This is a genomic window from Kribbella sp. NPDC031520 (genome assembly GCF_055580825.1).
Map to the genome: position 1 here is coordinate 1,332,726 of NZ_JBVIKS010000001.1, position 22,515 is coordinate 1,355,240.

The following is a 22,515-nucleotide window of genomic DNA, read 5'->3' on the forward strand; positions in this document are numbered from 1 at the left end:
GGCGCGGCAGAACAGTACGTGCCGGACTACTTGCCGAGCTTGCGGCGCTGCACCCGCGTCTTCTTCAGCAGCTTGCGGTGCTTCTTCTTCGCCATACGCTTACGGCGCTTCTTGATAACGGAACCCACGTCGGACCATCCAAACTCAAAGAGAACGTCGGCAAAGCTTACCCGTAGGTGTCTTCCCCGACCTAAAGCGGGCTCCTTCGGTAGAGTGAGACCTTACCTGGGGAGGCTGGATGCGGGCTCGGTACGACGGTCTGGCGGACTGGTACGACGAGCGGTTCGGGGCGGACGCGCCGCCGCATCAGCCAGGGCTGCTGGAGCTGCTCGGGCCGGGTTCGGGCCCCTGTCTGGACATTGGCTGCGGGACCGGCAGGAACTTCGAGAGCATCCGCGCCAGCGGCCGCTCGGTCGTCGGCCTCGACTTCTCGATCGACCAGCTGCGCCGGGCCCGGATGCGCACCGACGGTTCCTTGTTCCACGGTGACGCGGCGGCCTTGCCGTTCGCCGACGAGTCCTTCGACACTGCGATCTCGATGTGGATCTCGACCGATGTCGACGACTTCGGCGCGGTCCTGCGGGAAGCGGCGCGGGTACTGCGGCCCGGTGGTGTGCTCGTCGCGTACGGCGTACACCCATGCTTCAACGGGCCGCATGTCGTCTACGAGGAGGACGGCCGCCGGATCGTCCATCCGACGTACCGGCAGACCGGCTGGCACACCGACATGCCCTGGTGGGGCATGGACGGCATCCGCCGCCGCATCGGCATGTCCCACCTCACCCTGACCGACTACCTGAACGCCATCATCAGAAGCGGCCTGACCGTCGACCTTTTCGACGAGCCCGCCGGCCCCGACATCCCACACGCCCTCGCCTTCCGCGCCCACCGCCCCGGCTGAGCCTGTCGGTGGCCGCTGATGTACTGAGTACATGGTGACGCTGGTCAGTTGGACCGAGCAGGACTTCGGGTTGCTCGAGCGTTGCAACACGCCCGAGATGACGGCGTACCTCGGTGGTCCGGAGACACCCGGGAAGTTGCAGGAGCGGCATCGCAAGTACGTCGAGAACGCCTTCACCGGGCAGATGTTCGTCATCCTCACCGCCGCCGGTGAGCGCGCCGGCTCGATCGGGTACTGGGAACACACCGAGGGCGACGAGACCGTCTGGGAGACGGGCTGGGCGATCCTGCCAGAGTTCCAGGGGCGCGGACTGGCCACGGACGCGGTGCACGAGGTGGCGAAGGTCGCGGCCGCCGCGGGCTCACACCGGACCTTGCACGCGTACCCCGGGGTGGCCAACACCGCGTCCAACGCGTTGTGCCGCAAGGCCGGGTTCACGGCACTTGGCGAGCGCGACTTCGAGTACCCGAAGGGCCACTGGATGCGCTGCAACGACTGGAGCCTCGACCTCTAGTCCGCCTTGCGGACTGCGCCTGGGGGCCCGGTACCGTGGAGCGCATGGCCTACGTCGTGTTCCTTGCGGGTCTCGTGGTGGTGGTCGGCGGGTTGAGCTGGTTCGCTTCCTGGGCTCGGCGGAACGGGCGGGGATCCGGGGTGGCGGGGGCGCTTGCGGCGTACGAAGAGGGCTACCGCGGGACTGCGCATCGGTCGCACTACGAGCTGCGGGTGCAGGCCGACCGGAAGTCCGAGAGCGGCTCGCCCGAGGATCTCTAACGCAGGTAGTCGGCGACCGGGCCGAAGGTCAGTAAGCCGCTGCCGGCTGCGTGCTCGTTCGCTGCGGGGGCAAGCGTCGTCTGCGCCTTCTTCAACAGCTCTTCGTCTCCGGACTGCCTGGCGACGCGAGCAGTCAGGCACCATTGCGCCTCGAGAAGCAGCCCGGGCGTCGGCTGATACTCCACCTCGGGCACCGGTTCGTTGTGCCGTACGGCGTACGCGGCCAACGCCAACGGAAGGAGGCCATCGCTCAACCCCGGCATCCCCGCACCGTCGAGCAGTTCAGCTGCCAAGCGATACGCATCGGGAGTGTCTTCGCGCAGAGCGCCGTACCAGCGGGTGAAGACGGCGACCAGTGGAAGCTCATGCCGCGCGGACAGCGCGTCGGCGGCTGCGGCATGTTCGTCGGCTGCTGTGTGGTCGGCGCGTGCGCAGGCCGACTGCAGACGGATCAGATGGCCGAGAACCTCATAGGTAAAGAGGTTGTGGCGCTGCGACAGCGTGACGAGTTCCGCGCCGATCGCGTCTCGTTCCGGTGCGAGGCCGGTGCGATAGCAGGTCTGCATGAAGACGCCGTTCAACGTGAACGCCAGCAGTGCGGGATCGTCGAGTCCGCGCGCGAGTTGCTCGGCTTCGAGGGCGGCCTCGCGAGGGCCGGCCTCCCGGGACCCGCGGGACTCGAGCGCGATCGTGGCGAGTAGCCGGGCGCGGATGCTCGGGTGGTCCTGCGTCGGCAGTACGCGCTCCGCGGCGGCCACGATCGCGGCGGCCTGCGCCTCGTCGTCGGAACGGGTCCAGATCGCGGGTACGTCGTACGCGCCGATCACCCGGGCGGTGAGATCGGGATCAGCGAGCTCCTCCGCGGCCTTGATCGCGGCGAGGCGGTGGCGGCGTGCGGCTTCGAGTCCACCGCCTCCGGTGACCGCGAGGTTGCGGAGCAGGCCGACCGTGGACTCGATCCGGGCCCGGGTTCCGCCGACGGCCCGGTCGTAGGCCGCAGCCGTTTCCGCCCACACATTCGGGGCGAGATGCGTTGCCTGGTTGAGGATGTCGCTCTCCAGCCGGCTCAGCGCGGGACCGGGATCGACACCGAGCTGACCTACGAGAGTCTCGCGGGCACGACGCAGTACGGCGAGCGCGTCCCCTTGCCGATCGCTCCGGTACAGCGCCAGCGCGAGCAGCCGCCAGGCGTCCTCGCGCCACGGGTGCTCGGTGACATGCGCGTCAAGGTCCGGCACCGCCTCCGCCGCAAGGCCCAGCTCCAAGCGCGCGCCCGCCACACGCTCGACAGCCTGGAGCCGAAGCTCGGTCAGCCGGGCGCGCTCGGCCAGCGCCCACGGTTCGTCGGCGAATTCGGCGTACGCCGGACCGCGCCACAGCTCCAACCCGGCCAGGAGTTCCGGCAGCAACCGCTCCGCGGGCAGCTCGGACCGGACTGCCGCCTCGAACCGCCACGCGTCGACGTTGCCGGTCCGGAGCGCATACCCGGGCCCCTCGGTGACCAGCAACCGGGCAGGCGCACGTGGTGGACGGTCGGGCTCGACCGCACGACGGAGCGCGGCCACGAACGTCCGCAACGAGCTCAACGCACCGTCCGGCGGATCGGGCCAGAGGTCGTCGACCAGCACGTTCGCCGGCACGACCCGACCGCGCGCGACGATCAGCCGGGCGAGCACGGCCCGATGCCGCGGCCCCTTCAGATCGACCGGCTCGCGATCCCAGGCCACCACCGGACCGAGCACCCCGAACTCCACCCGGCCACGGTAGCGCTCATCGAATGCTCATCGGCCGGCGCGACGCTGGGTGGCATGAAGATCGAAGGATTCGAGTACGTCCGCGTGCGCGGGGTGGATGACATCGAGCTGAACGTAGCTGTCGGGGGATCGGGTACGCCGGTGGTGTTGCTGCACGGGTTTCCGCAGACGCACCTGATGTGGCGTCACGTGGCGCGGGAGCTTGCCGCGGAGCACACCGTCATCTGCCCGGATCTGCGCGGGTACGGCGAGAGCGGGAAACCGCTGGACGGGTATTCCAAGCGGGCGATGGCGGCGGACGTGGTGGCGGTGGCGGCCGCGCTCGGGCATTCACGGTTCGCGCTGGTCGGGCATGATCGCGGCGCGTTGGTGGCGTTCCGGGCGGGCCTCGATCATCCGGACGTGGTCACGCAGCTGATGTGTCTCGACGTACTGCCGACGCTGGACATGTGGGACGTCATGCACGGGACGACCGCGGCGGTCGGGTTCCATCTGTACCTGATGGCGCAGCCGGCCGGGTTGCCGGAGCGGATGATCGAGGCCGCGCCGGACGAGTTCTTCGGGTACTTCCTGGACCTGTGGGCGAACGACCCGGCGGCGATCCCGGCGGACGTGCGCGCGGAGTACCTGAAGGCGTCGCGGAACGCCGTACCGTCGATCGTGGCGGACTACCGGGCGTCGGCCACGATCGACGTCACCCACGACGAGGACGACCTTGCCACCGGCAACAAACTCCGGATGCCGGTCACGGTGATCCAGCAGGACTGGGGCGCGGCACTGGGCTTCGACGCCGCCGCCCGCTGGAAGAACTGGACCACCGACCTCCAGCACCGAACCACCACAGCCGGCCACTTCATGGCCGAAGAGTCCCCCGAGGAGATCACCACGGCACTCCGCGCTCTCCTCAAGCGGTGAGGTGGGCGGTTGAGTTGGCCAGGGCTGTCAGGGCTCCTGGTAGCGAGGTGCTGGTGATTCGGCCGTTCTGCTTGACCGGGGCGCCGGCTACCAGGACCGTGTCCACGTTGCCGGGGTGGGCCGACGTCACCACGGTGGCCACAGGGTCGTGCAGGCCGCCGGCAAGGTTGACGTCCGTGGCGCGGAGCAGGATCAGGTCGGCCTGGTTGCCTATAGCAAGGGACCCGACGTCGGCGAGACCGAGGGCCTGGGCGCCGGCGTACGTTGCCAGCTGGAGAACCTCGGCGGCGGTGAAGGTGTTGTAGCCAAGGGCAAGTACCTCGTGCATCGCCCGGAACATGTCGCCGCCGGACGTCGTCACGACATCGATTCCGAGGCTGAAGTCGACCCCGGCCGCGCGGAGACGTGGCGCCAGCGGTTGGCCCATCTCCATCCGCGCCTCGACCGTCGGCGTCACCGACACCGCCGCCCCGGTCTCCGCGATCACCTTCAACTCGGCGTCGGGCAGGTTGTTGCCGTGTACGTACAACGTGTTCGGCCGCGCCAGCCCGGCGTCCCGCAGTCGCGTCACGGGGTCCGGCGTGTCGGAGCTGCTGCTGAGGTGTACCACCACCGGCATCCCGAGCGAATCCGCCAGCTCCCAGTCTGCCCGTACGGTCTCGAACGGTGCGAACGACGGCCCGATCGCCGCCACCGCCAGCCCGAGCCGCGCGGACCGGCGCGCCATGATCCGCCGCATCTCCCCCGGGTCCACCGCACCACCGCTCAACGGCGACGGCCCGTACCCGAACACGGCCCGGATACCGCTCCGTTCCAGCGCGTCCAGCGCAGCGTCGGCGTGATCGGGCGTGCGCTGCACATGGGAATAGTCCTGCACCGTGGTGATCCCGGCGTCCAGGCACTCCAGCGCCCCAACGATGTTGCCCGCAGCAACATCCTCGGCCCGGAACCGCGAACCGTACGACCCGAGCACGCGCTCGAAGTACGTTCCGAGGCCGGCGTCGACCGCGACCCCGCGCAGTGCCGTCTGCCATAGATGCCGATGGGTGTCCACGAACCCGGGCAACACGATCCGCTCCCGCGCATCGATCACCTCGGCGTCCGCCCCCAGTCCCGGCCCGACCGCGGCGATCCGCCCGTCCTCGATCAGTACGTCGGTGTTCCGCCGTACGACGACCTCCGGGAACGTGTCGATCACCGTCCCGCCCTCGAGCAACAGCCTCACGAAATCTCCCTCAGTAGAAAGCTTTATGAAAAGCTATCACCAAAGCATCCTAGGATGTCAACCATGAACGACGATCCGGTGGACCGGCTGATCGCGTCGTGGGGCCAGGAGCTGCCGGAGGTGCTGTATCCGTCCAGCGAGCTCACGAAGCGGATCCTGGTGCTGTCCGGCGCGCTGAACGAGGCGACCCGGCGGGTGCTCCGCGACCTCGGGCTGACCACGGCCGAGTTCGACGTGATCGTGGCGCTGCGCCGGTCCGGTACGCCGTACCGCCAGAAGCCGTCCGACCTCAGCCGGAGCCTGCTGCTGTCCACGGGCGGTACGAGCAACGTGACGAATCAGCTGGTCCGACGGGGCCTGGTCGTCCGTGAGCCCGATCCGGCCGACGGCCGCGGTACGCAGATCCGCCTCACGCCCGAGGGGGTCGCACTGGCCGAACAGGCAGTGAAAGCCAGCGCGGCTGCTCACCACGAGCTGTGGTCGGAGCTGCCCGACGACACGATCGAGTACGCGACCAAGGCGTTGCGGAACATCACGCCAGGCAGAAGCGCGGGCTGAGGCATGACGAAGGGGCCGGTCCGTGGATCCGGCCCCCTCGGCTTCTGTGGTTATCCGGCCTGGAAGAAGGCGCCCTTGAGGTAGTCGTGCACCGCGTCCTCGGAGACCCGGAACGAACGACCCACCCGCACCGCGGGCAGCTCACCGGAGTGCACCAGCCGGTACACCGTCATCTTGGACACGCGCATGGCCGTGGCGACCTCCGCCACGGTCAGAAACTTCACCTCGGCGAGCGGCTGCTCACCGCCGGACTTCTTTGATGCCATTGCGCACCGCACTTCCAGCACGGATCGTGCGCCGGCTTCCCCTCCGGCACCTACGTCCGTGCATGTCACGAGGGTAGTGGCTGTTGGTACGAATGGGAAAGAGGGGGACTCGTGTGACTCAGTAGCTCGGGTCGAGACCTAGCAAAGGGAAGCTCGCCTCGCGGGTCGCGTTGATCGCGCGGTCGAGCCAGGTGTCCGGGTTGTAGCCGCTGGACCAGTCGACGTACGACGCGTCGCGGCCGTCGGTCATCCGGACCGGAGCGACGCGCCCGAAGCGCATTTGCACCTCGTCGCGCCACGCCTGCGGCACCGCGGTCGCCGGGTCGATCGGGTTGCCGGCGACGATCGCGAGCAGGTGCGTCCAGGCCCGCGGAACCACGTCGATGATCGCGTACCCACCGCCGCCGGTGGCGATCCATTTCCCGTCGGTGAGCTGGTGCGCGAGGTCGTGCAGAGCGACGTACGCCGCCCGCTGACCGTCGATCGTCTTGGTCAGATGCGCGAGCGGGTCCTCGACGTGGGAGTCACATCCGTGCTGCGTGACCAGCACCTGCGGCCGGAACGCCTTCACCACAGCGGGTACGACGGCGTGGAACGCGCGCAACCAGCCGGCGTCGCCGGTGCCGGGCGGGAGCGCGACGTTGACCGCCGTACCCTCCGCGTCCGGGCCGCCGGTCTCGCCCGCGCTGCCGGTCCCCGGGAAGAGCGTGGTCGGCGACTCGTGCAGGCTGACCGTGAGTACGCGCGGGTCGTTGTAGAAGACGGTCTGTACGCCGTCCCCGTGATGCACGTCCACGTCGACGTACGCGACCCGCTCGGCACCGTGGTCGAGCAGCCACTGAATCGCGATCGCCGGATCGTTGTACACGCAGAAACCGCTGGCCTGGTTGGGCATCGCGTGGTGGAGGCCGCCGGCGATGTTCGCGGCGTGCAGTACGTCGCCCTCCCAGACCGCGCGGGCCGCCTCGACGGAGGCGCCGGCGATCCGGGCGGAGACCTCGTGCATGTGCGGGAAGCAGTACGTGTCCGACGTACCGAGACCGTGCACCGGGTCGGACTCGTCCGGGTCCTCGCCGGCGCGCTTCACGGCGGCGACGTACTCCGCGGTGTGCACGGTCTCGAGCAGCGCGTCGTCGGCGGTCGGCGCCGGCACGATCTTGAGCTGGTCGAGGACCCCGAACTCGCGGGCGAGCTTGATCGTCAACTCGACCCGGATCGGACTCATCGGATGCCCACGGCCGAAGTCGTACGCCGTCAACCCGTCGTCGAAGACCAGCAACGCCTCACCACTCATGCCCTTGACCTTAACCGTCAGACTTCGGGAAGTGGTCTGCCGAAGCGGCGGCTCATCCAGTAGGCGCCGCGGCGGGCGTGGAAGAGGGTCATCAGGACGGCTCCGAACGCTCCCGCGATCAGCGCCGCCCAGGGATGCGCACCGACATGCGCAGCGGCGAGCAGCCCGGCGGCGATCGCGAAGGCCGCGAGGCCGCCGACGGCGTTGTTGGTCGCCGAGTTGCCGGTGAGGTTGGGGAACTCGTGCCCGGTGATGCCGGTAACGAAGTGCGGGACGCCGTTCAGTGCCATCAGCCCGGCCAGGAAGGCCAGCAGGATCGCCTGGATCATCGACTTCTCCTCGGTTTGAGTCTACATCTGTTGACTGAAACCGTATCAGAGATCAGTCAACATGCGTAGACTGAATCTCGTGAGCACCAGGGCGGAGCAACGCAGGCAGACCGAGGTCCGGATCCTCACCGCGGCACGGGAGCTGTTCGGCGAGCACGGGTTCGACCGGACCACCGTGCGGATGGTCGCGAGCCGGGCCGGCAGCGATCCTGGGCTGGTGATGCGGTACTTCGGCTCGAAGGAGAAGCTGTTCGCACAGGCAGCCTCGATCCCGCCGGACGGGGCGATCGAGGGCTCACCGGCGGAGATCGCGGAGCAGTTGATCGCGGCGCTGACCGGCAAGCTGACCGAGGAACCGGCCGCCGCGCTGGCCGCGCTGCGCGCGATGTTCAGCCATCCGGAAGCGGCTGACGAGGTGCGCACGGCGATGACGGCCCAGCAGCGGCAGGTAGCGGATCAGCTGCCCGGCGACGACGCGCTGGTGCGCTCCGGGGTGATCGGCGCACTGACCCTCGGCCTGGTGATCTCGCGGCATCTGGTGAAACTCGACGGCCTCGACGTACCGCCGCAGGAGCTGATGGCGATCGCGGGGCCGTTGATCGAGCATCTCGTGCAGGACGAACGGGCCGCGCAGCACCCCTCCCTGGCTGCGCCGGCCCGTTAGGTCCAACAGTCGATTCATCGGTGGCGGACTGCAAAGCGTTACAGGTTTTGCAATTTCGTGCCGAGAAACCGCAGAATCTGCATCTGTTCCGGTTCCGTCCGACTGCGGACAGTGAGATTCGGACTTGCGAGTACCCGACCGAGGGGCCCAAGGTTCTCCCGTGAGGCAAATGAAACCCAACCGTCGGCAGATCTTCACGGTCGGCGCGGCCGCGGCCGCGGTGACTGCGGCCGGCGCCGCCCAGACCCAGACCGCGTCCGCGAGCAGCTCCGCGTTCGCCAGTGCGACCGCGTCCACCGGGCCGTACGGCTCCGGTGTGGCCGGGTCCTGGACGACCGCGACGCACGCGATCTCGACCGCCGCGCAGTTCCAGTACACCCGCGAGACCAACGGCGTCTACATGTTCGGCGACAGCATCTCGGTCCAGGACGGCAAGGCGCTGGCGATCCGGTTGCTGAACCGGAACGGCACCCAGCTGGCCGTCCACAACTGGTCCAGCCGCCCGACCTCGGGCGCGGTCGACGCGCTCCAGCAGATCGCGTCGGCGTACGGCCTGCCGAAGCGGATCCTGATGGCGAGCGGCTCGAACGACATCTTCGACCCGCCGAACTTCCGGGCCCAGGTCGACCGCGCGATGAGCATCGTCGGCCGGGACCGGACCGTGTTCTGGGTCGACATCCAGGTCGTACGCACGAGCGCGACAGCGGCCGTGCAGCAGGCCGACCAGCGCAACAGCTCGTGGCTCAACATGCAGCTGTACGACGCGCAGACGAAGTACCCGAACCTGCGGATCGTCCGCTGGGCCGAGTGGCTCTGGGTCAAGCCGTACCGTCTCGTCAACTACCTGCGCGACGGCGTCCACCCGTCCGTGCCATTGGGCCAGGACGCCCGCAACGAGCTGATCGTCCAATCGCTGCTAGGCTGATGATGTGAACACGAACTTGCAGCTGTGGTGGGCCGCCTAGGGCGGTCCCCCTGGCGTGTTCGCACGCAGCCACCAAGGCCGCCTCACCGAGGCGGCCTTTTTCATGTCCTCGGTGGGGCCTCACACCATCGAAAGGGCACGATCATGACTTCGCTTTCCGGCATCACCCCGTCCGGCCGGCTGACGCTCGGCAACCACCTCGGCGCACTCCGCCGGTTCACCGACCCGGACGGTTTCTACTTCGTCGCGAACCTGCACGCGATGACGACCAAGCACGATCCCCGAAGACTCGCCACACTCACCCGCGAGTTCGCGACGCTGATGCTCGCGGCCGGCGTCCCCGAGGGCACGGTGTTCGTCCAGTCCGACGTACCCACCCACGCGCAGCTCGCGTACCTGCTCGAGTGCACGTCGTACGTCGGTGAGCTGTCCCGGATGATCCAGTACAAGGAGAAGGGCAAGGGCCGCCCGATGACCCGGGCGTCGCTGTTCACGTACCCGTGCCTGATGGCCGCGGACATCCTGCTGTACGGCGCGGAGCGGGTCCCCGTCGGTGGTGACCAGGACCAGCACGTCGAACTGGCCCGGGACGTCGCGATCCGGTTCAACCGCGAGTACGGCGAGACGTTCGTCGTACCGCGGCTGAACAAGGCGGCGCTGGCGACCCGGGTGAAGGACCTGCAGAACCCGACCGCGAAGATGAGCAAGTCCGACGCCGACGACGCGGTCGGCACGATCCGGCTGCTCGACCCGGTGGACGTGATCCGCCGGCAGATCATGCGCGCCGTCACCGATTCCGAGAACGAGGTCCGGCACGACGAGGCGAACAAGCCCGGCGTCACCAACCTGCTGGACGTCCTGGCCGCCTGCACCGACGGCGACCCGGTCGAGCTGGCCACGTCGTACACGTCGTACGGCGCGCTCAAGCAGGACGTCGCGGACGCCGTGCTGGCCGTCATCGAGCCGCTGCAGAAGGAGTACGCGCGGTTGGCGACCGACCCCGGCGCGATCGATCACCTGCTCGCGCAAGGGCGCGACCGGGCGCTCGAGGCGAGCACGCCGCGCCTCCAGGCTGCGATGCGGGCGATGGGTTTGGCAGGATCTGCGCCATGAAGATCCGCGCCGCCTCGTTCAACATCCGCAACTCGTCCGCGCCGGACGGCGACAACGCCTGGCCGGTCCGACGGAAGGCGACAGTGGCGGCGATCGAACAGCTGGACGCGGACGTGGTCGGGCTGCAGGAGGTGCTGCCCGACCAGCTCGAGTACCTGCGCTGGCGGTTCGGCAAGTACGAGATCGTCGGCGCCGGCCGGGACGACGGGATGAGTGCCGGTGAGCACTCCCCCGTCCTGGTCCGGCCCGGCGACTGGCGGATCGAACGGTACGAGACCCGCTGGCTGTCCGACGACCCGGGGACGCCGGGATCGATCGGATGGGACGCCGACCTGACCCGGATCGCGACGCTGGTCTGGCTGCGGCACCGCAACGGTACGACGGTCGGCGTCGTCAACACGCACTACGACCACGCGGGCGAGGTCGCGCAGCTGCAGTCGTCCCGGCTGATCGCACGCTGGATCACCGGATCGCTGCCGTGGATCGTGATGGGCGACCTGAACGCGACGCCGGACTCGCTGCCGGTCAAGACTCTGGTCGACGCGGGCCTGCGGCTCGCCGTACCGCTGTCCGAAGGCGGCACCTGGCACGACTTCACGGGCACCGTCGACAACGACCGCATCGACCACCTCCTCGTCACGAAGGAGTGGACCGTGAGCGACGCGGCCGTCTCGCACTTCCGCCCCGAAGGTCGCCTACCGAGCGACCACTGGCCGGTCGTCGCGACGCTAGATCTTCGCTAGTACCTCTTCACGCAGTCGCTCCAGCGCCTCGAACCTCCGGTTGCCCTCGCCCAGAAACGCGTCCGGCACCAGCAGTTCGTCGATCCCCGCGTCCGGGTACTGCGCCACCACGTCGAGCACTTCCTGCGCGGACCCCATGATGACGTGCATCCCCCGGCTCTCGAGCCGCTGCTTCCGCCCGGCTGCCTCAACATCCCCCGGCACGACAACCTCCAGGAACGTCTGGGCCGACCGCCGTACGCTCTGCGGATCCCGCCCTGTCCGCTCACAGTGCTGGGCGAACACCACACCCTTCTGCGCCGCCACCTCCGGCCGCCCCCAGTGGTTCCACTCGTCCGCGTACCGAGCAACGATGCCCAAGGCAACCTTCTCCCCGGACGCACCGATGAGGATCGGAAGGCGCTCAGGCTTCGGCTCACAGGGCGCGCCCGAAAGCTGGTAGTACTTGCCGTCGAACGTCGTACGTTCCTGGGTGAGAAGTCCCGTGATCACCTGACAAGCCTCTTCGAACCGCTTCAACCGCGGCCCGATCGCAGGCAGCTCGATCCCGTACACCTCGTGCTCGTTGACCTGCCAGCCTGCCCCGATCCCGAGCACGAACCGCCCGCCGGCCATCTGGTCGATCGTCGCCGCGGCATTCGCGACCACGGCAGGATGCCGGTACGTGTTGCCGAGCACCATCGACCCGACCCGCACCCGCTCGGTCCGGGCGACGATCCCCGCGATCAACGCCAGGCACTCGTTGACCGGGACGCTCAGGTCGTCCCCGTTCTGCATGAAGTGATCGGCGATCCAGACCCCGTGCCATCCGGTGCGTTCGGCGTACTCCGCTCCTTCGAGCACTGACTGCCAAGAACGAGCCGCTGCGGGCCACAAAGAGAAGTCCATGCGGTCATACTGCCTCCTGGGCCGCGAGGACTGCTTCTCCGTTCTCTTCGGCCCACTCGGTGAGCTGCTGGATCGGGCCCATCAAGGTGCGCCCGAGGTCGGTCAGTTCGTACTCGACGCGCGGTGGGACGCCGCCGTGGTCGGTGCGGGTGACGAGACCATTGGCCTGCAGCCGGCGGAGTGTCTGGGTGAGCACCTTCTTCGAGATGCCGCCGATCAGTTCGACCAGCTCCGTGTGCCGCCGGGCATGGTCGTTGAGTCCCCACAGGACGACGACCGACCACTTGTCCGCGATCACCTCGACCGCGAGCCTCGCTGGGCAGTCGGCCAGGAAGATGTCGCCGGGTTCCACTCCGTACACAGACGTCAGGGTACCCAGAGGTTCCCACGGCAGTACCTAGCGTTCCGGGTATGAGCACAATTCCGGCCGCCGCACACCGGCTCTTCGAGGAGCCGAAGAACGCCACGATCATCACCATCGACCCGGACGGGTCGCCGCAGGCCTCGCTCGTGTGGGTTGAGCGTGACGGCGACGACGTGCTGGTCGGGATCCAGGCGCCGCACCGCAAGACCCGCAACCTGTTCCGCGATCCGCGCGTGACGCTGCTGATCCAGGACGACCAGGTCGGCTGGCGCGGGATCACCCAGTACCTCGTGCTGCGCGGTACGGCGAAACTCGAGGGGCCGGGGATCCCGGACGAGTACAAGGCGCTGATGGATCGCGAGACGCAGCGCTACCTCGGGCTGCCCGAGTTCCCTTTCGGCGAAGGAATCTGGGACACCGGCGTGATCGCCCGCGTCACCGTCGAGCGGGTGAGCGGTGAGGGACCGTGGATCAAATGACCAGGTGCCAGCGGAGCATGAAGGCGCCGATGGAGAGGACGACGTAGAGCAGTACGAGGGCCGTGCCGATGCCGGGGCGTGGGCGGTGCCGGCGGACCTGGGTGGTCAGGGAGCGTTCGCGGAGCACCTCCATCACCGCGGCGACCTCGGCGGTGCGGTCCTGCTGGATGCCGTTGATCTCGTGCTCGTCCGGGCCCCGGGTCAGGACGACGCTGTCGTCGCCGATCTCGATCTTGCCGACGTCCTGCCAGGCGAGGCTGCGGATCAGCATGCTGGTGCGGGCCTTCAGGCCGGTCGGGAACAGCTCGACCCGGTACAGCACGACGCCCCCGGCGACCCGGACCACGGACGCGCCGATGATCGTCAGCAGGCCGACCGCGAGCATGTCGCGGGCACCCATCCACAGCCACGAGTTGAGCGCGGGGACGGCGACGAACGGCAGCAGGAACAGCGCCCACGCCCACCACGGCGCCGGATCCAGCGGCACGCGCCACGGGAGCTGCGGCACCTCCTGCTGCTGCTCCTCGAGCTGTGCAGGCTTGGTGACCGGCTCGACCGAACCATTACCCATGGGCGGACTCAATCCCTCGAACATGGCAGGAAACCTCGGCTGGGTTACCTTAACGCCACCTGAGCAAGAGGTGTTATTCGGCTGCCAGGTCGCGGGAGCGGTTGCGGGCGGCCTCGATGGCGGACAGGAACGCGGCGCGGACCTTGTGGTCCTCGAGTTCCCGTACGGCGGCAGCGGTCGTACCGCCGGGAGACGTCACGCGTTCCCGCAGTACTGTCGGGTGCTCGCCGGTCTCGCGCAGCAGCTTCGCGGAACCGACCACGGTCTGTACGACGAGCTCGGTCGCCGTACCGCGCGGCAGCCCCATGTGCACGCCGGCCTCGATCATCGACTCGACCACGAAGAAGATGTACGCCGGACCCGAACCGGAGATCGCGGTCACCGCGTCCTGCTGCTTCTCCGGCACCCGGACCACGCGGCCGGTCGCGGCCAGCAGACTCTCGGCCAGCTCGAGGTGGCTCTCGTCGCAGTGCGCACCGCGGGAGATCGCGGCCATCCCCTCGTCGACCAGGGCCGGCGTGTTCGGCATGACACGGACGACGGCGACGCCTTCGGGCAACCGCGACTCGACGAAGCCGGTGGTGATACCGGCCGCGAGCGACACGACCGTCTGCGTCGGCTGCACCGCCGGGGCGATCTCGGCGAGCAGGTCCGGCATGTCCTGCGGCTTCACCACCAGGACCAGCGTGTCCGCCTGCTTCGCGGCGTCCAGGTTCGACACGACGTCGACGCCGTACCGCTCACGCAGCTCGGCGGCGCGCTCCGGGCGGCGCTCGGTGATCAGGAGGTCCTCCGGTCGCCACCCGGCCCGAATCAGCCCGGACAGCAACGTCTCCCCCATCACACCCGCCCCGAGAACGGCCACCTTTGCACTCATGCCCACAGACTACTGACGAACTGCCCAGATCTTGGTCCCGCTGCCCACGAACCGGGACATAGGCTCTCTTCTCCGCCCCTCCGTCCCGGGAAGGACCGCCCATGCGACTTCGCGCCGCCCTCGCCATCTCCGCCGCCGCACTCCTGCTGCTGGTCGGCGGCTCCACTCAAGCCACCGCCTTCGCACCAGGAGCGACGGCCATCGTCCAGCCCGCGGACGCCGACACCGATGACGGCGACACCGGAACGCTGACCAATCCGACCATGGCCACGGCTGCCGCTCCCGCAGCGATGTCGGCAGCAGGCTTCTCCTATACCGCGCCGGTCGACCACTGCATCCTCTACGGCTACGAGATCGGCGCTACCTGCTACCAGTGGGTCGGTGACGACCAGTGGGTGATCGACGGCGACGCCAACGGCTGGGCCGCCGTCGTGCACGTACAGACCAACTACGGCAAGGACCGGTACTGCCAGGCGCTCCCGGCCGCTCAGGGCTGGGGGAAGTGCAACTACGACCACATCGAAGGCAAGTGCGTCCGCTGGGAGATGTACGAGCTCAAGGACGGCGACACCCGGAACTTCACCGGCTGGAGTGCCTGGTACGGCACGCAGTACGGCTATCCGTGCTGAGCCGGTTGTTGCCTACTTCTTGCTGATCAAGGAGCGGGCGAAGAACTGGAGGTTGGCGGGGCGTTCGGCGAGGCGGCGGACCAGGTAGCCGTACCAGTCCTCGCCGTACGGGATGTAGATCCGCATCGTGTGGCCGAGGCCGGCCAGGCGGAGCTGCTCCTCGGGGCGGATGCCGTACAGCATCTGGTACTCGAAGGAGCCCGGCTTCCGGCCGGCGCGGTCGGCCAGCGCGCCCGCGATCGAGATCAGCCGCGGGTCGTGCGACGCGATCATCGGGTAGCCGTCGCCGTTCATCAGGACCTTCATCGCGCGTACGTACGCCTTGTCGACCTGGCGCTTCTCCTGGAACGCGACCGACTCGGGCTCCTTGTACGCGCCCTTGCAGAGCCGGACCCGGGAGCCCGCGTACGCGAGGTCGCGGCAGTCGGCCTCCGTACGGCGCAGGTACGCCTGCAGGACCGCGCCGGTCTCCGGGAAGTCCTGGCGCAGCTCGCGGAGGATGCCCAGCGTGGAGTCGGTGGTGGTGTGGTCCTCCATGTCGAGGGTCACCGTCGTACCGGCGTTGCGGGCCGCGAGGCAGATCGTCCGCGCGTTCTCCAGGGCGATCTTCTCGCCGTCCCCGGGGAGCGCCTGGCCAACCGCGGACAGCTTCACCGAGACCTCGGCGTTCGCGGTCAGACCGGCCGCGGACAGCTTCTTCAGCAGGTCCAGGTACGCGTCGGCGGTCGCGGTCGCCGCGGCCAGGTCGGTGACGTCCTCGCCGAGGTGGTCGAGGGTGACCCGCAAGCCGTTGCTGACGAGCTTCTCGGTGGCGAGTACGGCCTCCGGAGCGGTCTCACCGGCGACGAACCGGGCGACGATGCCGCTGGACACCGGCAGCGACGACACGGCCTTCTTGATCTGGGGACTGCGGGACATGCCCAGCAGGACTCGCCGAAGCACTACGTGTTCCTCCTCGTGAACCCACGCGCGGCTGTGGCCGCCAGCGGTGTTTGCAGGTTACGCGCCTGAACCTGGCTTTGCGGAATCGTGTGGCCCGGACCACACCACCGGCCGCACTGGTTCGCTTCAGGATCGTTAGGACCTGGTCGCACCCCTGGTTGTTAGAGGATGCGGCTATGCCCATCTTCAGACGCCGCCGCCGGAACGCCGTGGAGGCCGACCCGATCGGCGCGTTCTGGTCCTGGTGGACGACCACCGGCAGCGCGGCCGTCGCGGACGCCGTCGCCCGCCGGGAACCGGATGGCGCGAACGCCGAGCTGAACGAGCGCGTCGGCCGGATCCACCCCGACCTGGAGTGGGAGCTCGGCCCCGGGCTGCACGCCGAGCACGTACTGATCGTCACCGCGGCCGGCAACCCGGCGCAGCGCGCGACCGCCCGGCGCTGGCTGCGGGCCGCGCCGCCGTCGGACCAGCTCTGGGAGTACGCCGATCTGCGCCGGCCGGGACCTCCCGTGACGATCCAGTTCGAGGGGCTCCCGCCGGTGGCGATCGACGAGTCGCTGGTGTCGATCGAGCCGGACTCCGCGTCGGTGCACGTCGGCGTACACCATCCGTCGTTCGCGTCGCTGTCGGTGGACGTGCAGCGGCGGGTGACGTTCCTGATCCTCGATCTGGTGCTCGGCGAGGAGATGGTGGAGACGTGGGTGGGGGCGATCGACACGCTCGCGGATGCCCCGGCGGACGCCGTACCGGTGATGGAACTGCTGCCGGCGGTGGCGGGGTTCGCGGCCGAGCACACGCTGGAGGACGGCAGCCCGGCGTGGAAGATGCTCGAGGGTACGCGTGACGGGCAACGGGTGATCGCGACCGCGGAGTACCCGCTGCGCTCGATCCGGCGGCCGCACCTCGACACGCATGTGGCGGTGTCGATCCGGTACCCCGTCGTCCGCGAGGACGGCCTGCCCGAGTCCGAGATGCTCGACGAACTCCGCGCCTTCGAGGACCACCTCACCGACCGCCTCGGCGGCTCCGGCAACCTCCTCGCCCACGAAACCTCCGCCGGCGTCCGCACCCTGCACTACTACATCGACGGCACCACCCCCGCGGACGCCCAACTGCAGGCCGCCACCACCGGCTGGCCCCACGGCAAAGTCACCGTCACCAGCACCCCTGACCCCGCCTGGCACAACGTCTCCCACCTCTCCGGCTGAGGCGATGCAACCCCGGAGACCGCGGTTTCCGTCTTGGGGTGGAGAGGGAGGTGGGATGGCGGAGCGGGATCGGGAGTTCGTGGCCTTTGTCGAGGAGGCCGGGCCGGGGTTGCGGCGTACTGCGTTTCTCATGTCAGGGGACCGGCATCGGGCCGACGACGTGGTGCAGGACGCGTTGTACAAGCTGTATCTCAAGTGGCCGAAAGTACGGCGGGTGGGGAACCCGTTCGCGTACGCCCGCCGGATGGTGGTGAACGCGGCCTACGACGGAGGGCGTCGGCCCTGGCGCCGGGAGGTCGCGACCGGGGAGCTGCCCGATCACGCGCAGGCGGACGACTTCACCGCCGGGCATGCCGAGCGGGACGAAGTACTGGACGCGTTGCGCTCGTTGCCGCCGCGCCAGCGAGCGTGTGTCGTACTCCGCTACTACGAGGACCTGTCCGTCGAGCAGACCGCAGAACTCCTCGGCTGCACGGAAGGCACCGTGAAGAGCCAGGCCGCGCGTGGTCTCGTGACGCTCCGGCAGGCCATCGACCAGCGACGGACGAGCAGGGCGCTGTGAAGGAGGAGAACATGGAAGACGTACGTGACATCAGCGCCGAACTGCACCGGCTGGCCGACGCGGGACCGATCGAACCGATCGACACCACCCAACTGCTCGACCGCGGCCACCGCGGCCGGCGCCGCCGCACCCTCCTGGGGGTCGGCGGAGCAATCGCCTGTGTCGCGGCGATTGCGGTCGGCGCCGGCCTGCTCCCAGCAGGCACAAAGCCCGAGGTAGCGAACGATTCACAGTTCAGCCCCGTACCAGGGGTACCCCGCGGCGAGGACAGTGCAGGCCAGCTGATCACCCGCACGGAAGCCGCCCGGCGGTGCGCGTTCAAGTACCCGAACGAGTCCGTCACCCTGGCGGAGCCGGCCGTGGGCAGCATCCGGGCAGGCTCGTTCGTCATGGTCAAGGTCGGCGGGAAGAGCCTGCCCTGCCTGGTCCCCGGCGGTGACAAGCCGTCAGCGGAACTCGAGGCCGCGCTCGCACAGAACCGCCTGCCGGTCAGCGCAACGGACAAGCTGCGGAACTGCTCGGTGCTCGCCTGGGTGGACCTGACCAAGTGGCAGGTCGTGGCGACCGACCTGTCGAAGGGCTTCGGCAAGGCGGCGCTGGTCGCGGTCTCGCCGAGCGGCCGGAAGGCGGTCGAGTGCGAACTGGACTCACGCAAGGACAAGTACGACGGCCTCGAAGGCGCGGCGTGGTTCGTAACGCCGCCCGACACCACGACCCGAGCAGACCTGTACCGCACCGGCGGCATGACCAGTCTGGCCTGCAGCGCCACGACCTGCGGCGGCTACGCAATCGTCGGCTGGGGCCGCGTCGCCGCGACGGACGCGATCGCGATCCGCCTCCGGATGGGAGACGGCCCGATCTACCAGGTCCCGGTCGGCCCGGACGGCTGGTTCACGTTCACCTGGCAGTCAGGCCCCTACAAAGCCGGCGCCCGCCCGAGCATCGCCGCGTACGACCGCCAAGGGCGAATCGTGAAGACCTTCCGCTAGCTCCGGCCGTCGTCTGCCCACGCTAGGCCGTGCGCCGTTTGAGGGTGGCGGCGCCGAGGCCGAGGGCGGCGAGGATGAAGGCGGCGACAACGAGGGTGTCGCCGCCGGTCCCGGTGGTCAGACCGTTGCCTTTGGCAACTCCAAGGACGGCGTCGACCGCGTAGGACAGCGGCAGTACGTCGCTGATCGCGTGCAGGATCGACGGTAGCTGGTCGCGGGGGACGAACAGGCCGCACAGCAGAATCTGCGGGATCATGATCGCCGGCATCATCTGCACCGCCTGGAACTCGGTGGCGGCGAAGGCGCTCGCGAACAGGCCGAGCGCGGCACCCAGTACGCCGTCCAGTACGGCGACCACGCCCAGCTGCCAGGCCGCGCCCTGGATGTCCAGACCGAGCAGATAGAGCGAGATCGAGACCACGACCACCGCCTGCACGAGGGCGACCAGTGCGAACGCCAGCGCGTAGCCGAGCAGGAAGTCCAGCTTGGACATCGGCATCGTGAACAACCTCGACAGCGTCCCGCTGGAGCGTTCGCGCAGCGTCGTCACCGAGGTGACGACGAACATGATGATCGACGGGAAGACCGCGAGCAGCGGACCACCGGCCTGGTCGAACACCCTCGGGGAGTCGTGGAAGATCCACCACATCAGGCTGATGAAGACGGACGGCAGCAGGATCAGCATCGCCACCGTGCGGTGGTCCCGCCGGAGTTGGGCCAGCACTCTGGCCGCGATCGCGAACGTCACGCGCGGAGTCATCGCGCACCTGCCTTTCGCTCGATCAGGGTGAGGAACGCCTGCTCGATGTCGCTGGTCCCGACCGAGTCGAGCAGCGCGTCGGGGGTCTCGTCGGCGAGCAGTTCACCGTCGCGCATCAGCAGCAACCGGTCGCAGCGCGACGCCTCGTCCATCACGTGGCTCGAGACGAGCAGCGTCGAACCCGCGTCCGCCAACTGGTGGAAGAGAGCCCACAAGTCCCTGCGCAGCACGGGATCCAGGCCAACCGTTGGTTCGTCCAACACCAACAGCTCAGGACTCCCGAGCAACGCGGCCGCCAGTGAGGCGCGCGAACGCTGCCCGCCGGACAAACTGTCCACCCGCGCGTCGGCATGTTCGGTCAGGTCGACGGCCTCGATCACCCGGGTCACCTCGGAGGCCGGGACGCCGAGTACGGCCGCGAAGAAGCGTACGTTCTCGACCACGGTCAGATCGCCGTAGACGCTCGGCTCCTGGGTCACGTACCCGATCCGCCCGCGCAGATTCGGCGCACCGGCCGGCGACCCGAGCACCGAGACGTCGCCGGTGACCTGCGCCTGCAGACCGACGATCGCGCGGATCAGCGTGGTCTTGCCGCATCCGGACGGCCCGAGCAGACCGGTCACGGTGCCGGCGTGGAGGTCGAACCCGACCCCGTGCAGGACCTCCCGGTCACCCCGCACCACGACCAGGTCGTGGCAGCTCACCGCGTTTTTCATCATGTGATGAATTTAGCGCGGGCAGCCGAACCGGTGCAAGGGTCAGATGACGGCGTATCCGGTGGCGTCGCTCAGCGGGCCCAGGTCCGGCTCGCCGTACCGATGCCGGAGCTCACCGAACCGCAGGACCTTGTCCGCGCCGAACCGTCCCACCTCGGTCGCGTACGTGTTCCCGGACACGAACACCGGTGGTATCCGCTTGCTGTGGAACTTGTCGGCATACATCACCAGCTCCTCCTCCGGCGTCCGCGGCACGTAGTCGTCCACCGGGATCGGCAACCCCTGCCGTACGACGTCCTCCCGGGTGATGCCCATGCCGGTATGGCACGAGGCGAACCGGCAGAGCTCGACCGGGAACCCGAGCGACGCGAGCAGCTCGTACCCGAGGACGCCGTGCCGGACGTACGCCGCCGACTCCAGCCGGTACACCCCGATGTCGTGCAGCAACGCACCTGCCCGCACCAGATCCGTGTCCACGTCCAGACCGTCGAAGAACTGCGAGGCCACCTGGGTGACGAGCTCGCAGTGCTCGTACACCAGCTCGAACGCCGCCCGGCTCGGCGCCTGGTCGCGATGCAGAGCAAGGATCTCCGCGTCGGTCGGGATCTCCATCAGCCGGTCAGGTACTGCTGCAGGACCGGTGCGACGCGGTCGATCAGTTCCTCGACGTCGAGCGAGGCGAGCGGCTCGAGCCGCACGACGTACCGGAGCATGGCGGCCCCCACCAGCTGGGTCCCGGCCAGACCGACCCGGAGCGCCGCGTCCGGTACGTCGAGTGCCTGGGAGACCGGCTGCAGGATCATCTGCCCGATGCCCTCCCGCATCATCCGGGCCACCTCGTCGCTGCTGACGATGCTGCCGAACAGGGCCTGCATCCGCTGCTGCCCGTCCGGCGTCTCCCACACCCCGAGGAAGGCGGTGGCGATCCGCCGGCCCATCTCCTCCACCGGCCCGTCGAGGATCTGTGCGGCGATCATCCGCGGGTCGACCGGGATCGCCATCGCCTCGACGAACAGCGCGTCCTTGCTGTCGAAGTAGTGGTGCACGAGCGCGGCGTCGACCCCGGCGCCGCGGGCGACCGCGCGCAGCGAGGTGGCCGCGAAACCCTTGTCCGCAAAGGATTCCCGGGCCGACCGCACGATCTCCCCCCGGGTGTCAGGGCCGCCCGGCCGGCGTCCCGGCGTACCGCGTCCCTGCGTACGGCGGGCAGCCGTCACGGCGTCAGCTCCGAGATCTCCCCTTCCGGGGTGACCGCGAACGGCGTCCGGCGGGACTTCACGAAGTGCCGGCGGGTGAACTCCAGCGACTCGACCAGGTCGACCTCGCGCTCGGAGCGGCTGGTCGCGCGCCGGGTGTTGATCTCGACGATGATGTGCCCGCGGAAGTCTTGTTTCGCCAGCTCGTTCAGCAGGTCGGCGGCGCGCTGCGTACCGCGGCCCGGGACCAGGTGCTCGTCCTTCGCGGAGCCGGTGCCGTCGGTGAGGTGTACGTGGGTGAGGCTCTTGCCCATCGTCGCGGCGAGCTCGACGCAGTCCTGCTCGGCGGTGGACGCGTGCGACAGGTCGAGTGTGGTGTGCGCGTACGTCTGCTCGGTCGGGTCCCAGCTCGGCGCGTACGCCTGCAGGTCCCGCCCCGGCGCGCGCCACGGGTACATGTTCTCGACCGCGAGCGTCACGCCGGTCTCGGCCTCCAGCCGGGCGATCCCCTCGACGAACCCGCGGGCGTAGTCCCGCTGCCAGCGGAACGGCGGGTGGACGACGACCACGTCCGCGCCGAGCTCCTTCGCCGCCTCGGCGCTGCGCTCGAGCTTGCTCCACGGGTCGGTACCCCAGACGCGCTGCATGATCAGCAGCGTCGGCGCGTGCAGCGCCAGCACCGGCAACTGGTGGTAGTCGATCAGCCGCTGGATCGCGTCGATCTGGGTGCTCAGCGGATCGATCCCGATCATCACCTCGACCCCGTCGTACCCGAGCCGGGCGGCCAGCTCGAAACCGCTGGCGGTGGACTCGGGGTAGACGGAGGCTGTGGACAGGCCGATCTTCGCGGTCGTACGGGGGTTCATTCGT

The 22,515-nt window shown here is 69.0% G+C and carries 30 protein-coding genes; 14 read left to right on the forward strand and 16 right to left on the reverse strand.

Annotated elements, in window-relative coordinates:
* Positions 1 to 26: 26 nt before the first annotated feature.
* Positions 27 to 128: a 30S ribosomal protein bS22 gene (locus ACZ5BU_RS06670; RefSeq protein ID WP_008356322.1), complete on the reverse strand. Its 102-nt coding sequence runs from the start codon at positions 126 to 128 to the stop codon at positions 27 to 29.
* 110 nt (positions 129 to 238) lie between these two features.
* On the opposite strand from ACZ5BU_RS06670, the gene ACZ5BU_RS06675 reads away from it, so the two are divergent.
* The 3 genes from ACZ5BU_RS06675 to ACZ5BU_RS06685 are packed head-to-tail and all read left to right on the forward strand — an operon-like array spanning position 239 to position 1,675.
* A complete protein-coding gene (locus ACZ5BU_RS06675) occupies positions 239 to 901 on the forward strand; it encodes a class I SAM-dependent methyltransferase (RefSeq protein WP_465696087.1) in 663 nt (220 codons plus the stop codon).
* A 31-nt stretch (positions 902 to 932) separates the two neighbouring features.
* A complete protein-coding gene (locus ACZ5BU_RS06680) occupies positions 933 to 1,415 on the forward strand; it encodes a GNAT family N-acetyltransferase (protein ID WP_465696088.1) in 483 nt (160 codons plus the stop codon).
* Positions 1,416 to 1,459: 44 nt separating this feature from the next.
* Positions 1,460 to 1,675: a hypothetical protein gene (locus tag ACZ5BU_RS06685; RefSeq protein ID WP_465696089.1), complete on the forward strand. Its 216-nt coding sequence runs from the start codon at positions 1,460 to 1,462 to the stop codon at positions 1,673 to 1,675.
* Here ACZ5BU_RS06685 and ACZ5BU_RS06690 read toward each other — a convergent pair.
* Positions 1,672 to 3,429 (reverse strand): BTAD domain-containing putative transcriptional regulator, encoded by a 1,758-nt coding sequence (locus tag ACZ5BU_RS06690; RefSeq protein ID WP_465696091.1) that lies wholly within the window; start codon positions 3,427 to 3,429, stop codon positions 1,672 to 1,674. The genes ACZ5BU_RS06685 and ACZ5BU_RS06690 overlap by 4 nt on opposite strands.
* Before the next feature lie 54 nt (positions 3,430 to 3,483).
* Here ACZ5BU_RS06690 and ACZ5BU_RS06695 point away from each other — a divergent pair, with 54 nt between their 5' ends.
* Positions 3,484 to 4,344, forward strand: a complete 861-nt coding sequence (locus tag ACZ5BU_RS06695; RefSeq protein ID WP_465696093.1) for an alpha/beta fold hydrolase — start codon at positions 3,484 to 3,486, stop codon at positions 4,342 to 4,344.
* On the opposite strand, the gene ACZ5BU_RS06700 is transcribed toward ACZ5BU_RS06695, so the two are convergent.
* Complete coding sequence (locus ACZ5BU_RS06700) at positions 4,334 to 5,569, reverse strand: amidohydrolase family protein (protein WP_465696094.1); 1,236 nt, start codon at positions 5,567 to 5,569, stop codon at positions 4,334 to 4,336. The genes ACZ5BU_RS06695 and ACZ5BU_RS06700 overlap by 11 nt on opposite strands.
* 63 nt (positions 5,570 to 5,632) lie before the next feature.
* Between ACZ5BU_RS06700 and ACZ5BU_RS06705 the strand changes: the two genes are divergently transcribed.
* Positions 5,633 to 6,127, forward strand: coding sequence for a MarR family winged helix-turn-helix transcriptional regulator (locus tag ACZ5BU_RS06705; RefSeq protein WP_465696096.1), 495 nt, complete (start codon positions 5,633 to 5,635; stop codon positions 6,125 to 6,127).
* Between the two features lie 50 nt (positions 6,128 to 6,177).
* Here the strand turns inward: ACZ5BU_RS06705 and ACZ5BU_RS06710 are convergent, their stop codons facing one another.
* From ACZ5BU_RS06710 to ACZ5BU_RS06720, 3 genes are all read right to left on the reverse strand, one after another.
* Complete coding sequence (locus ACZ5BU_RS06710; RefSeq protein WP_012923942.1) at positions 6,178 to 6,393, reverse strand: helix-turn-helix domain-containing protein; 216 nt, start codon at positions 6,391 to 6,393, stop codon at positions 6,178 to 6,180.
* Between the two features lie 118 nt (positions 6,394 to 6,511).
* The gene (locus ACZ5BU_RS06715; RefSeq protein ID WP_465696098.1) at positions 6,512 to 7,687 is read right to left on the reverse strand and encodes an acetoin utilization protein AcuC; all 1,176 of its coding nucleotides are present in this window, start codon (positions 7,685 to 7,687) and stop codon (positions 6,512 to 6,514) included.
* A gap of 17 nt (positions 7,688 to 7,704) precedes the next feature.
* Entirely contained in the window at positions 7,705 to 8,016 is a 312-nt protein-coding gene (locus tag ACZ5BU_RS06720; protein WP_465696099.1) for a hypothetical protein, read from the reverse strand.
* A gap of 79 nt (positions 8,017 to 8,095) precedes the next feature.
* On the opposite strand from ACZ5BU_RS06720, the gene ACZ5BU_RS06725 reads away from it, so the two are divergent.
* The 4 genes from ACZ5BU_RS06725 (at position 8,096) to ACZ5BU_RS06740 (ending at position 11,461) form a co-directional block, all read left to right on the forward strand.
* Positions 8,096 to 8,680 carry a TetR/AcrR family transcriptional regulator gene (locus tag ACZ5BU_RS06725; protein WP_465696101.1) on the forward strand — a complete coding sequence of 195 codons (585 nt, stop codon included), beginning with the start codon at positions 8,096 to 8,098 and terminating at the stop codon, positions 8,678 to 8,680.
* Between the two features lie 169 nt (positions 8,681 to 8,849).
* A complete protein-coding gene (locus ACZ5BU_RS06730; RefSeq protein ID WP_465696102.1) occupies positions 8,850 to 9,605 on the forward strand; it encodes an SGNH/GDSL hydrolase family protein in 756 nt (251 codons plus the stop codon).
* A 144-nt stretch (positions 9,606 to 9,749) separates the two neighbouring features.
* A complete protein-coding gene (trpS, locus tag ACZ5BU_RS06735; RefSeq protein WP_465696104.1) occupies positions 9,750 to 10,718 on the forward strand; it encodes a tryptophan--tRNA ligase in 969 nt (322 codons plus the stop codon).
* Positions 10,715 to 11,461, forward strand: a complete 747-nt coding sequence (locus tag ACZ5BU_RS06740) for an endonuclease/exonuclease/phosphatase family protein (protein WP_465696106.1) — start codon at positions 10,715 to 10,717, stop codon at positions 11,459 to 11,461. Before trpS ends, ACZ5BU_RS06740 begins: the two co-directional genes overlap by 4 nt.
* Here ACZ5BU_RS06740 and ACZ5BU_RS06745 read toward each other — a convergent pair.
* Together ACZ5BU_RS06745 and ACZ5BU_RS06750 are read right to left on the reverse strand one after the other, a co-directional pair.
* A complete protein-coding gene (locus tag ACZ5BU_RS06745) occupies positions 11,447 to 12,349 on the reverse strand; it encodes a TIGR03560 family F420-dependent LLM class oxidoreductase (RefSeq protein ID WP_465696108.1) in 903 nt (300 codons plus the stop codon). The two genes, ACZ5BU_RS06740 and ACZ5BU_RS06745, sit on opposite strands and share 15 nt — an antisense overlap.
* Before the next feature lie 4 nt (positions 12,350 to 12,353).
* Positions 12,354 to 12,710 (reverse strand): winged helix-turn-helix transcriptional regulator, encoded by a 357-nt coding sequence (locus ACZ5BU_RS06750; RefSeq protein ID WP_465696110.1) that lies wholly within the window; start codon positions 12,708 to 12,710, stop codon positions 12,354 to 12,356.
* Positions 12,711 to 12,760: 50 nt separating this feature from the next.
* Here ACZ5BU_RS06750 and ACZ5BU_RS06755 point away from each other — a divergent pair, with 50 nt between their 5' ends.
* Positions 12,761 to 13,192, forward strand: a complete 432-nt coding sequence (locus ACZ5BU_RS06755) for a PPOX class F420-dependent oxidoreductase (RefSeq protein WP_465696111.1) — start codon at positions 12,761 to 12,763, stop codon at positions 13,190 to 13,192.
* Here the strand turns inward: ACZ5BU_RS06755 and ACZ5BU_RS06760 are convergent.
* Both ACZ5BU_RS06760 and proC read right to left on the reverse strand, forming a co-directional pair.
* Entirely contained in the window at positions 13,185 to 13,763 is a 579-nt protein-coding gene (locus ACZ5BU_RS06760; protein WP_465696113.1) for a hypothetical protein, read from the reverse strand. The genes ACZ5BU_RS06755 and ACZ5BU_RS06760 overlap by 8 nt on opposite strands.
* Positions 13,764 to 13,836: 73 nt before the next feature.
* On the reverse strand, positions 13,837 to 14,640 hold the full coding sequence (gene proC / locus ACZ5BU_RS06765) for a pyrroline-5-carboxylate reductase (protein WP_465696114.1): 804 nt from the start codon (positions 14,638 to 14,640) through the stop codon (positions 13,837 to 13,839).
* Positions 14,641 to 14,741: 101 nt separating this feature from the next.
* On the opposite strand from proC, the gene ACZ5BU_RS06770 reads away from it, so the two are divergent.
* Positions 14,742 to 15,269: a hypothetical protein gene (locus ACZ5BU_RS06770; RefSeq protein WP_465696116.1), complete on the forward strand. Its 528-nt coding sequence runs from the start codon at positions 14,742 to 14,744 to the stop codon at positions 15,267 to 15,269.
* A 12-nt stretch (positions 15,270 to 15,281) separates the two neighbouring features.
* On the opposite strand, the gene ACZ5BU_RS06775 is transcribed toward ACZ5BU_RS06770, so the two are convergent.
* Positions 15,282 to 16,211, reverse strand: coding sequence for a proline dehydrogenase family protein (locus ACZ5BU_RS06775; RefSeq protein ID WP_465696117.1), 930 nt, complete (start codon positions 16,209 to 16,211; stop codon positions 15,282 to 15,284).
* 176 nt (positions 16,212 to 16,387) lie between these two features.
* Between ACZ5BU_RS06775 and ACZ5BU_RS06780 the strand changes: the two genes are divergently transcribed.
* Genes ACZ5BU_RS06780 through ACZ5BU_RS06790 form a run of 3 tightly spaced genes read left to right on the forward strand, consistent with a single transcriptional unit; the run spans position 16,388 to position 18,973 of the window.
* Positions 16,388 to 17,422, forward strand: coding sequence for a DUF695 domain-containing protein (locus ACZ5BU_RS06780; RefSeq protein ID WP_465696119.1), 1,035 nt, complete (start codon positions 16,388 to 16,390; stop codon positions 17,420 to 17,422).
* 55 nt (positions 17,423 to 17,477) lie between these two features.
* Entirely contained in the window at positions 17,478 to 17,984 is a 507-nt protein-coding gene (locus ACZ5BU_RS06785) for a SigE family RNA polymerase sigma factor (RefSeq protein WP_465696121.1), read from the forward strand.
* A gap of 11 nt (positions 17,985 to 17,995) precedes the next feature.
* Entirely contained in the window at positions 17,996 to 18,973 is a 978-nt protein-coding gene (locus ACZ5BU_RS06790; protein WP_465696122.1) for a hypothetical protein, read from the forward strand.
* Between the two features lie 22 nt (positions 18,974 to 18,995).
* Here the strand turns inward: ACZ5BU_RS06790 and ACZ5BU_RS06795 are convergent, their stop codons facing one another.
* Genes ACZ5BU_RS06795 through ACZ5BU_RS06815 form a run of 5 tightly spaced genes read right to left on the reverse strand, consistent with a single transcriptional unit; the run spans position 18,996 to position 22,511 of the window.
* Entirely contained in the window at positions 18,996 to 19,733 is a 738-nt protein-coding gene (locus tag ACZ5BU_RS06795) for an ABC transporter permease (RefSeq protein ID WP_465696124.1), read from the reverse strand.
* Complete coding sequence (locus ACZ5BU_RS06800) at positions 19,730 to 20,452, reverse strand: ABC transporter ATP-binding protein (RefSeq protein WP_465696126.1); 723 nt, start codon at positions 20,450 to 20,452, stop codon at positions 19,730 to 19,732. Before ACZ5BU_RS06800 ends, ACZ5BU_RS06795 begins: the two co-directional genes overlap by 4 nt.
* A gap of 39 nt (positions 20,453 to 20,491) precedes the next feature.
* Positions 20,492 to 21,061: an HD domain-containing protein gene (locus ACZ5BU_RS06805; protein ID WP_465696128.1), complete on the reverse strand. Its 570-nt coding sequence runs from the start codon at positions 21,059 to 21,061 to the stop codon at positions 20,492 to 20,494.
* The gene (locus ACZ5BU_RS06810; protein ID WP_465696130.1) at positions 21,061 to 21,666 is read right to left on the reverse strand and encodes a TetR/AcrR family transcriptional regulator; all 606 of its coding nucleotides are present in this window, start codon (positions 21,664 to 21,666) and stop codon (positions 21,061 to 21,063) included. The genes ACZ5BU_RS06805 and ACZ5BU_RS06810 overlap by 1 nt, the downstream gene beginning before the upstream one ends.
* Positions 21,663 to 22,511, reverse strand: coding sequence for a sugar phosphate isomerase/epimerase family protein (locus ACZ5BU_RS06815; RefSeq protein WP_465696131.1), 849 nt, complete (start codon positions 22,509 to 22,511; stop codon positions 21,663 to 21,665). Before ACZ5BU_RS06815 ends, ACZ5BU_RS06810 begins: the two co-directional genes overlap by 4 nt.
* Positions 22,512 to 22,515: the final 4 nt, after the last annotated feature.

Coding starts and splice junctions, on each gene's coding strand:
- ACZ5BU_RS06675 (WP_465696087.1), top strand. CDS start 239: ATGCGGGCTCGGTACGACGGTCTGGCGGACTGGTACGACGAGCGGTTC.
- ACZ5BU_RS06680 (WP_465696088.1), top strand. CDS start 933: ATGGTGACGCTGGTCAGTTGGACCGAGCAGGACTTCGGGTTGCTCGAG.
- ACZ5BU_RS06685 (WP_465696089.1), top strand. CDS start 1,460: ATGGCCTACGTCGTGTTCCTTGCGGGTCTCGTGGTGGTGGTCGGCGGG.
- ACZ5BU_RS06695 (WP_465696093.1), top strand. CDS start 3,484: ATGAAGATCGAAGGATTCGAGTACGTCCGCGTGCGCGGGGTGGATGAC.
- ACZ5BU_RS06705 (WP_465696096.1), top strand. CDS start 5,633: ATGAACGACGATCCGGTGGACCGGCTGATCGCGTCGTGGGGCCAGGAG.
- ACZ5BU_RS06710 (WP_012923942.1), bottom strand. CDS start 6,393: ATGGCATCAAAGAAGTCCGGCGGTGAGCAGCCGCTCGCCGAGGTGAAG.
- ACZ5BU_RS06715 (WP_465696098.1), bottom strand. CDS start 7,687: ATGAGTGGTGAGGCGTTGCTGGTCTTCGACGACGGGTTGACGGCGTAC.
- ACZ5BU_RS06720 (WP_465696099.1), bottom strand. CDS start 8,016: ATGATCCAGGCGATCCTGCTGGCCTTCCTGGCCGGGCTGATGGCACTG.
- ACZ5BU_RS06730 (WP_465696102.1), top strand. CDS start 8,850: ATGAAACCCAACCGTCGGCAGATCTTCACGGTCGGCGCGGCCGCGGCC.
- trpS (WP_465696104.1), top strand. CDS start 9,750: ATGACTTCGCTTTCCGGCATCACCCCGTCCGGCCGGCTGACGCTCGGC.
- ACZ5BU_RS06740 (WP_465696106.1), top strand. CDS start 10,715: ATGAAGATCCGCGCCGCCTCGTTCAACATCCGCAACTCGTCCGCGCCG.
- ACZ5BU_RS06745 (WP_465696108.1), bottom strand. CDS start 12,349: ATGGACTTCTCTTTGTGGCCCGCAGCGGCTCGTTCTTGGCAGTCAGTG.
- ACZ5BU_RS06755 (WP_465696111.1), top strand. CDS start 12,761: ATGAGCACAATTCCGGCCGCCGCACACCGGCTCTTCGAGGAGCCGAAG.
- ACZ5BU_RS06760 (WP_465696113.1), bottom strand. CDS start 13,763: ATGGGTAATGGTTCGGTCGAGCCGGTCACCAAGCCTGCACAGCTCGAG.
- proC (WP_465696114.1), bottom strand. CDS start 14,640: ATGAGTGCAAAGGTGGCCGTTCTCGGGGCGGGTGTGATGGGGGAGACG.
- ACZ5BU_RS06770 (WP_465696116.1), top strand. CDS start 14,742: ATGCGACTTCGCGCCGCCCTCGCCATCTCCGCCGCCGCACTCCTGCTG.
- ACZ5BU_RS06780 (WP_465696119.1), top strand. CDS start 16,388: ATGCCCATCTTCAGACGCCGCCGCCGGAACGCCGTGGAGGCCGACCCG.
- ACZ5BU_RS06785 (WP_465696121.1), top strand. CDS start 17,478: ATGGCGGAGCGGGATCGGGAGTTCGTGGCCTTTGTCGAGGAGGCCGGG.
- ACZ5BU_RS06790 (WP_465696122.1), top strand. CDS start 17,996: ATGGAAGACGTACGTGACATCAGCGCCGAACTGCACCGGCTGGCCGAC.
- ACZ5BU_RS06795 (WP_465696124.1), bottom strand. CDS start 19,733: ATGACTCCGCGCGTGACGTTCGCGATCGCGGCCAGAGTGCTGGCCCAA.
- ACZ5BU_RS06800 (WP_465696126.1), bottom strand. CDS start 20,452: ATGATGAAAAACGCGGTGAGCTGCCACGACCTGGTCGTGGTGCGGGGT.
- ACZ5BU_RS06805 (WP_465696128.1), bottom strand. CDS start 21,061: ATGGAGATCCCGACCGACGCGGAGATCCTTGCTCTGCATCGCGACCAG.
- ACZ5BU_RS06815 (WP_465696131.1), bottom strand. CDS start 22,511: ATGAACCCCCGTACGACCGCGAAGATCGGCCTGTCCACAGCCTCCGTC.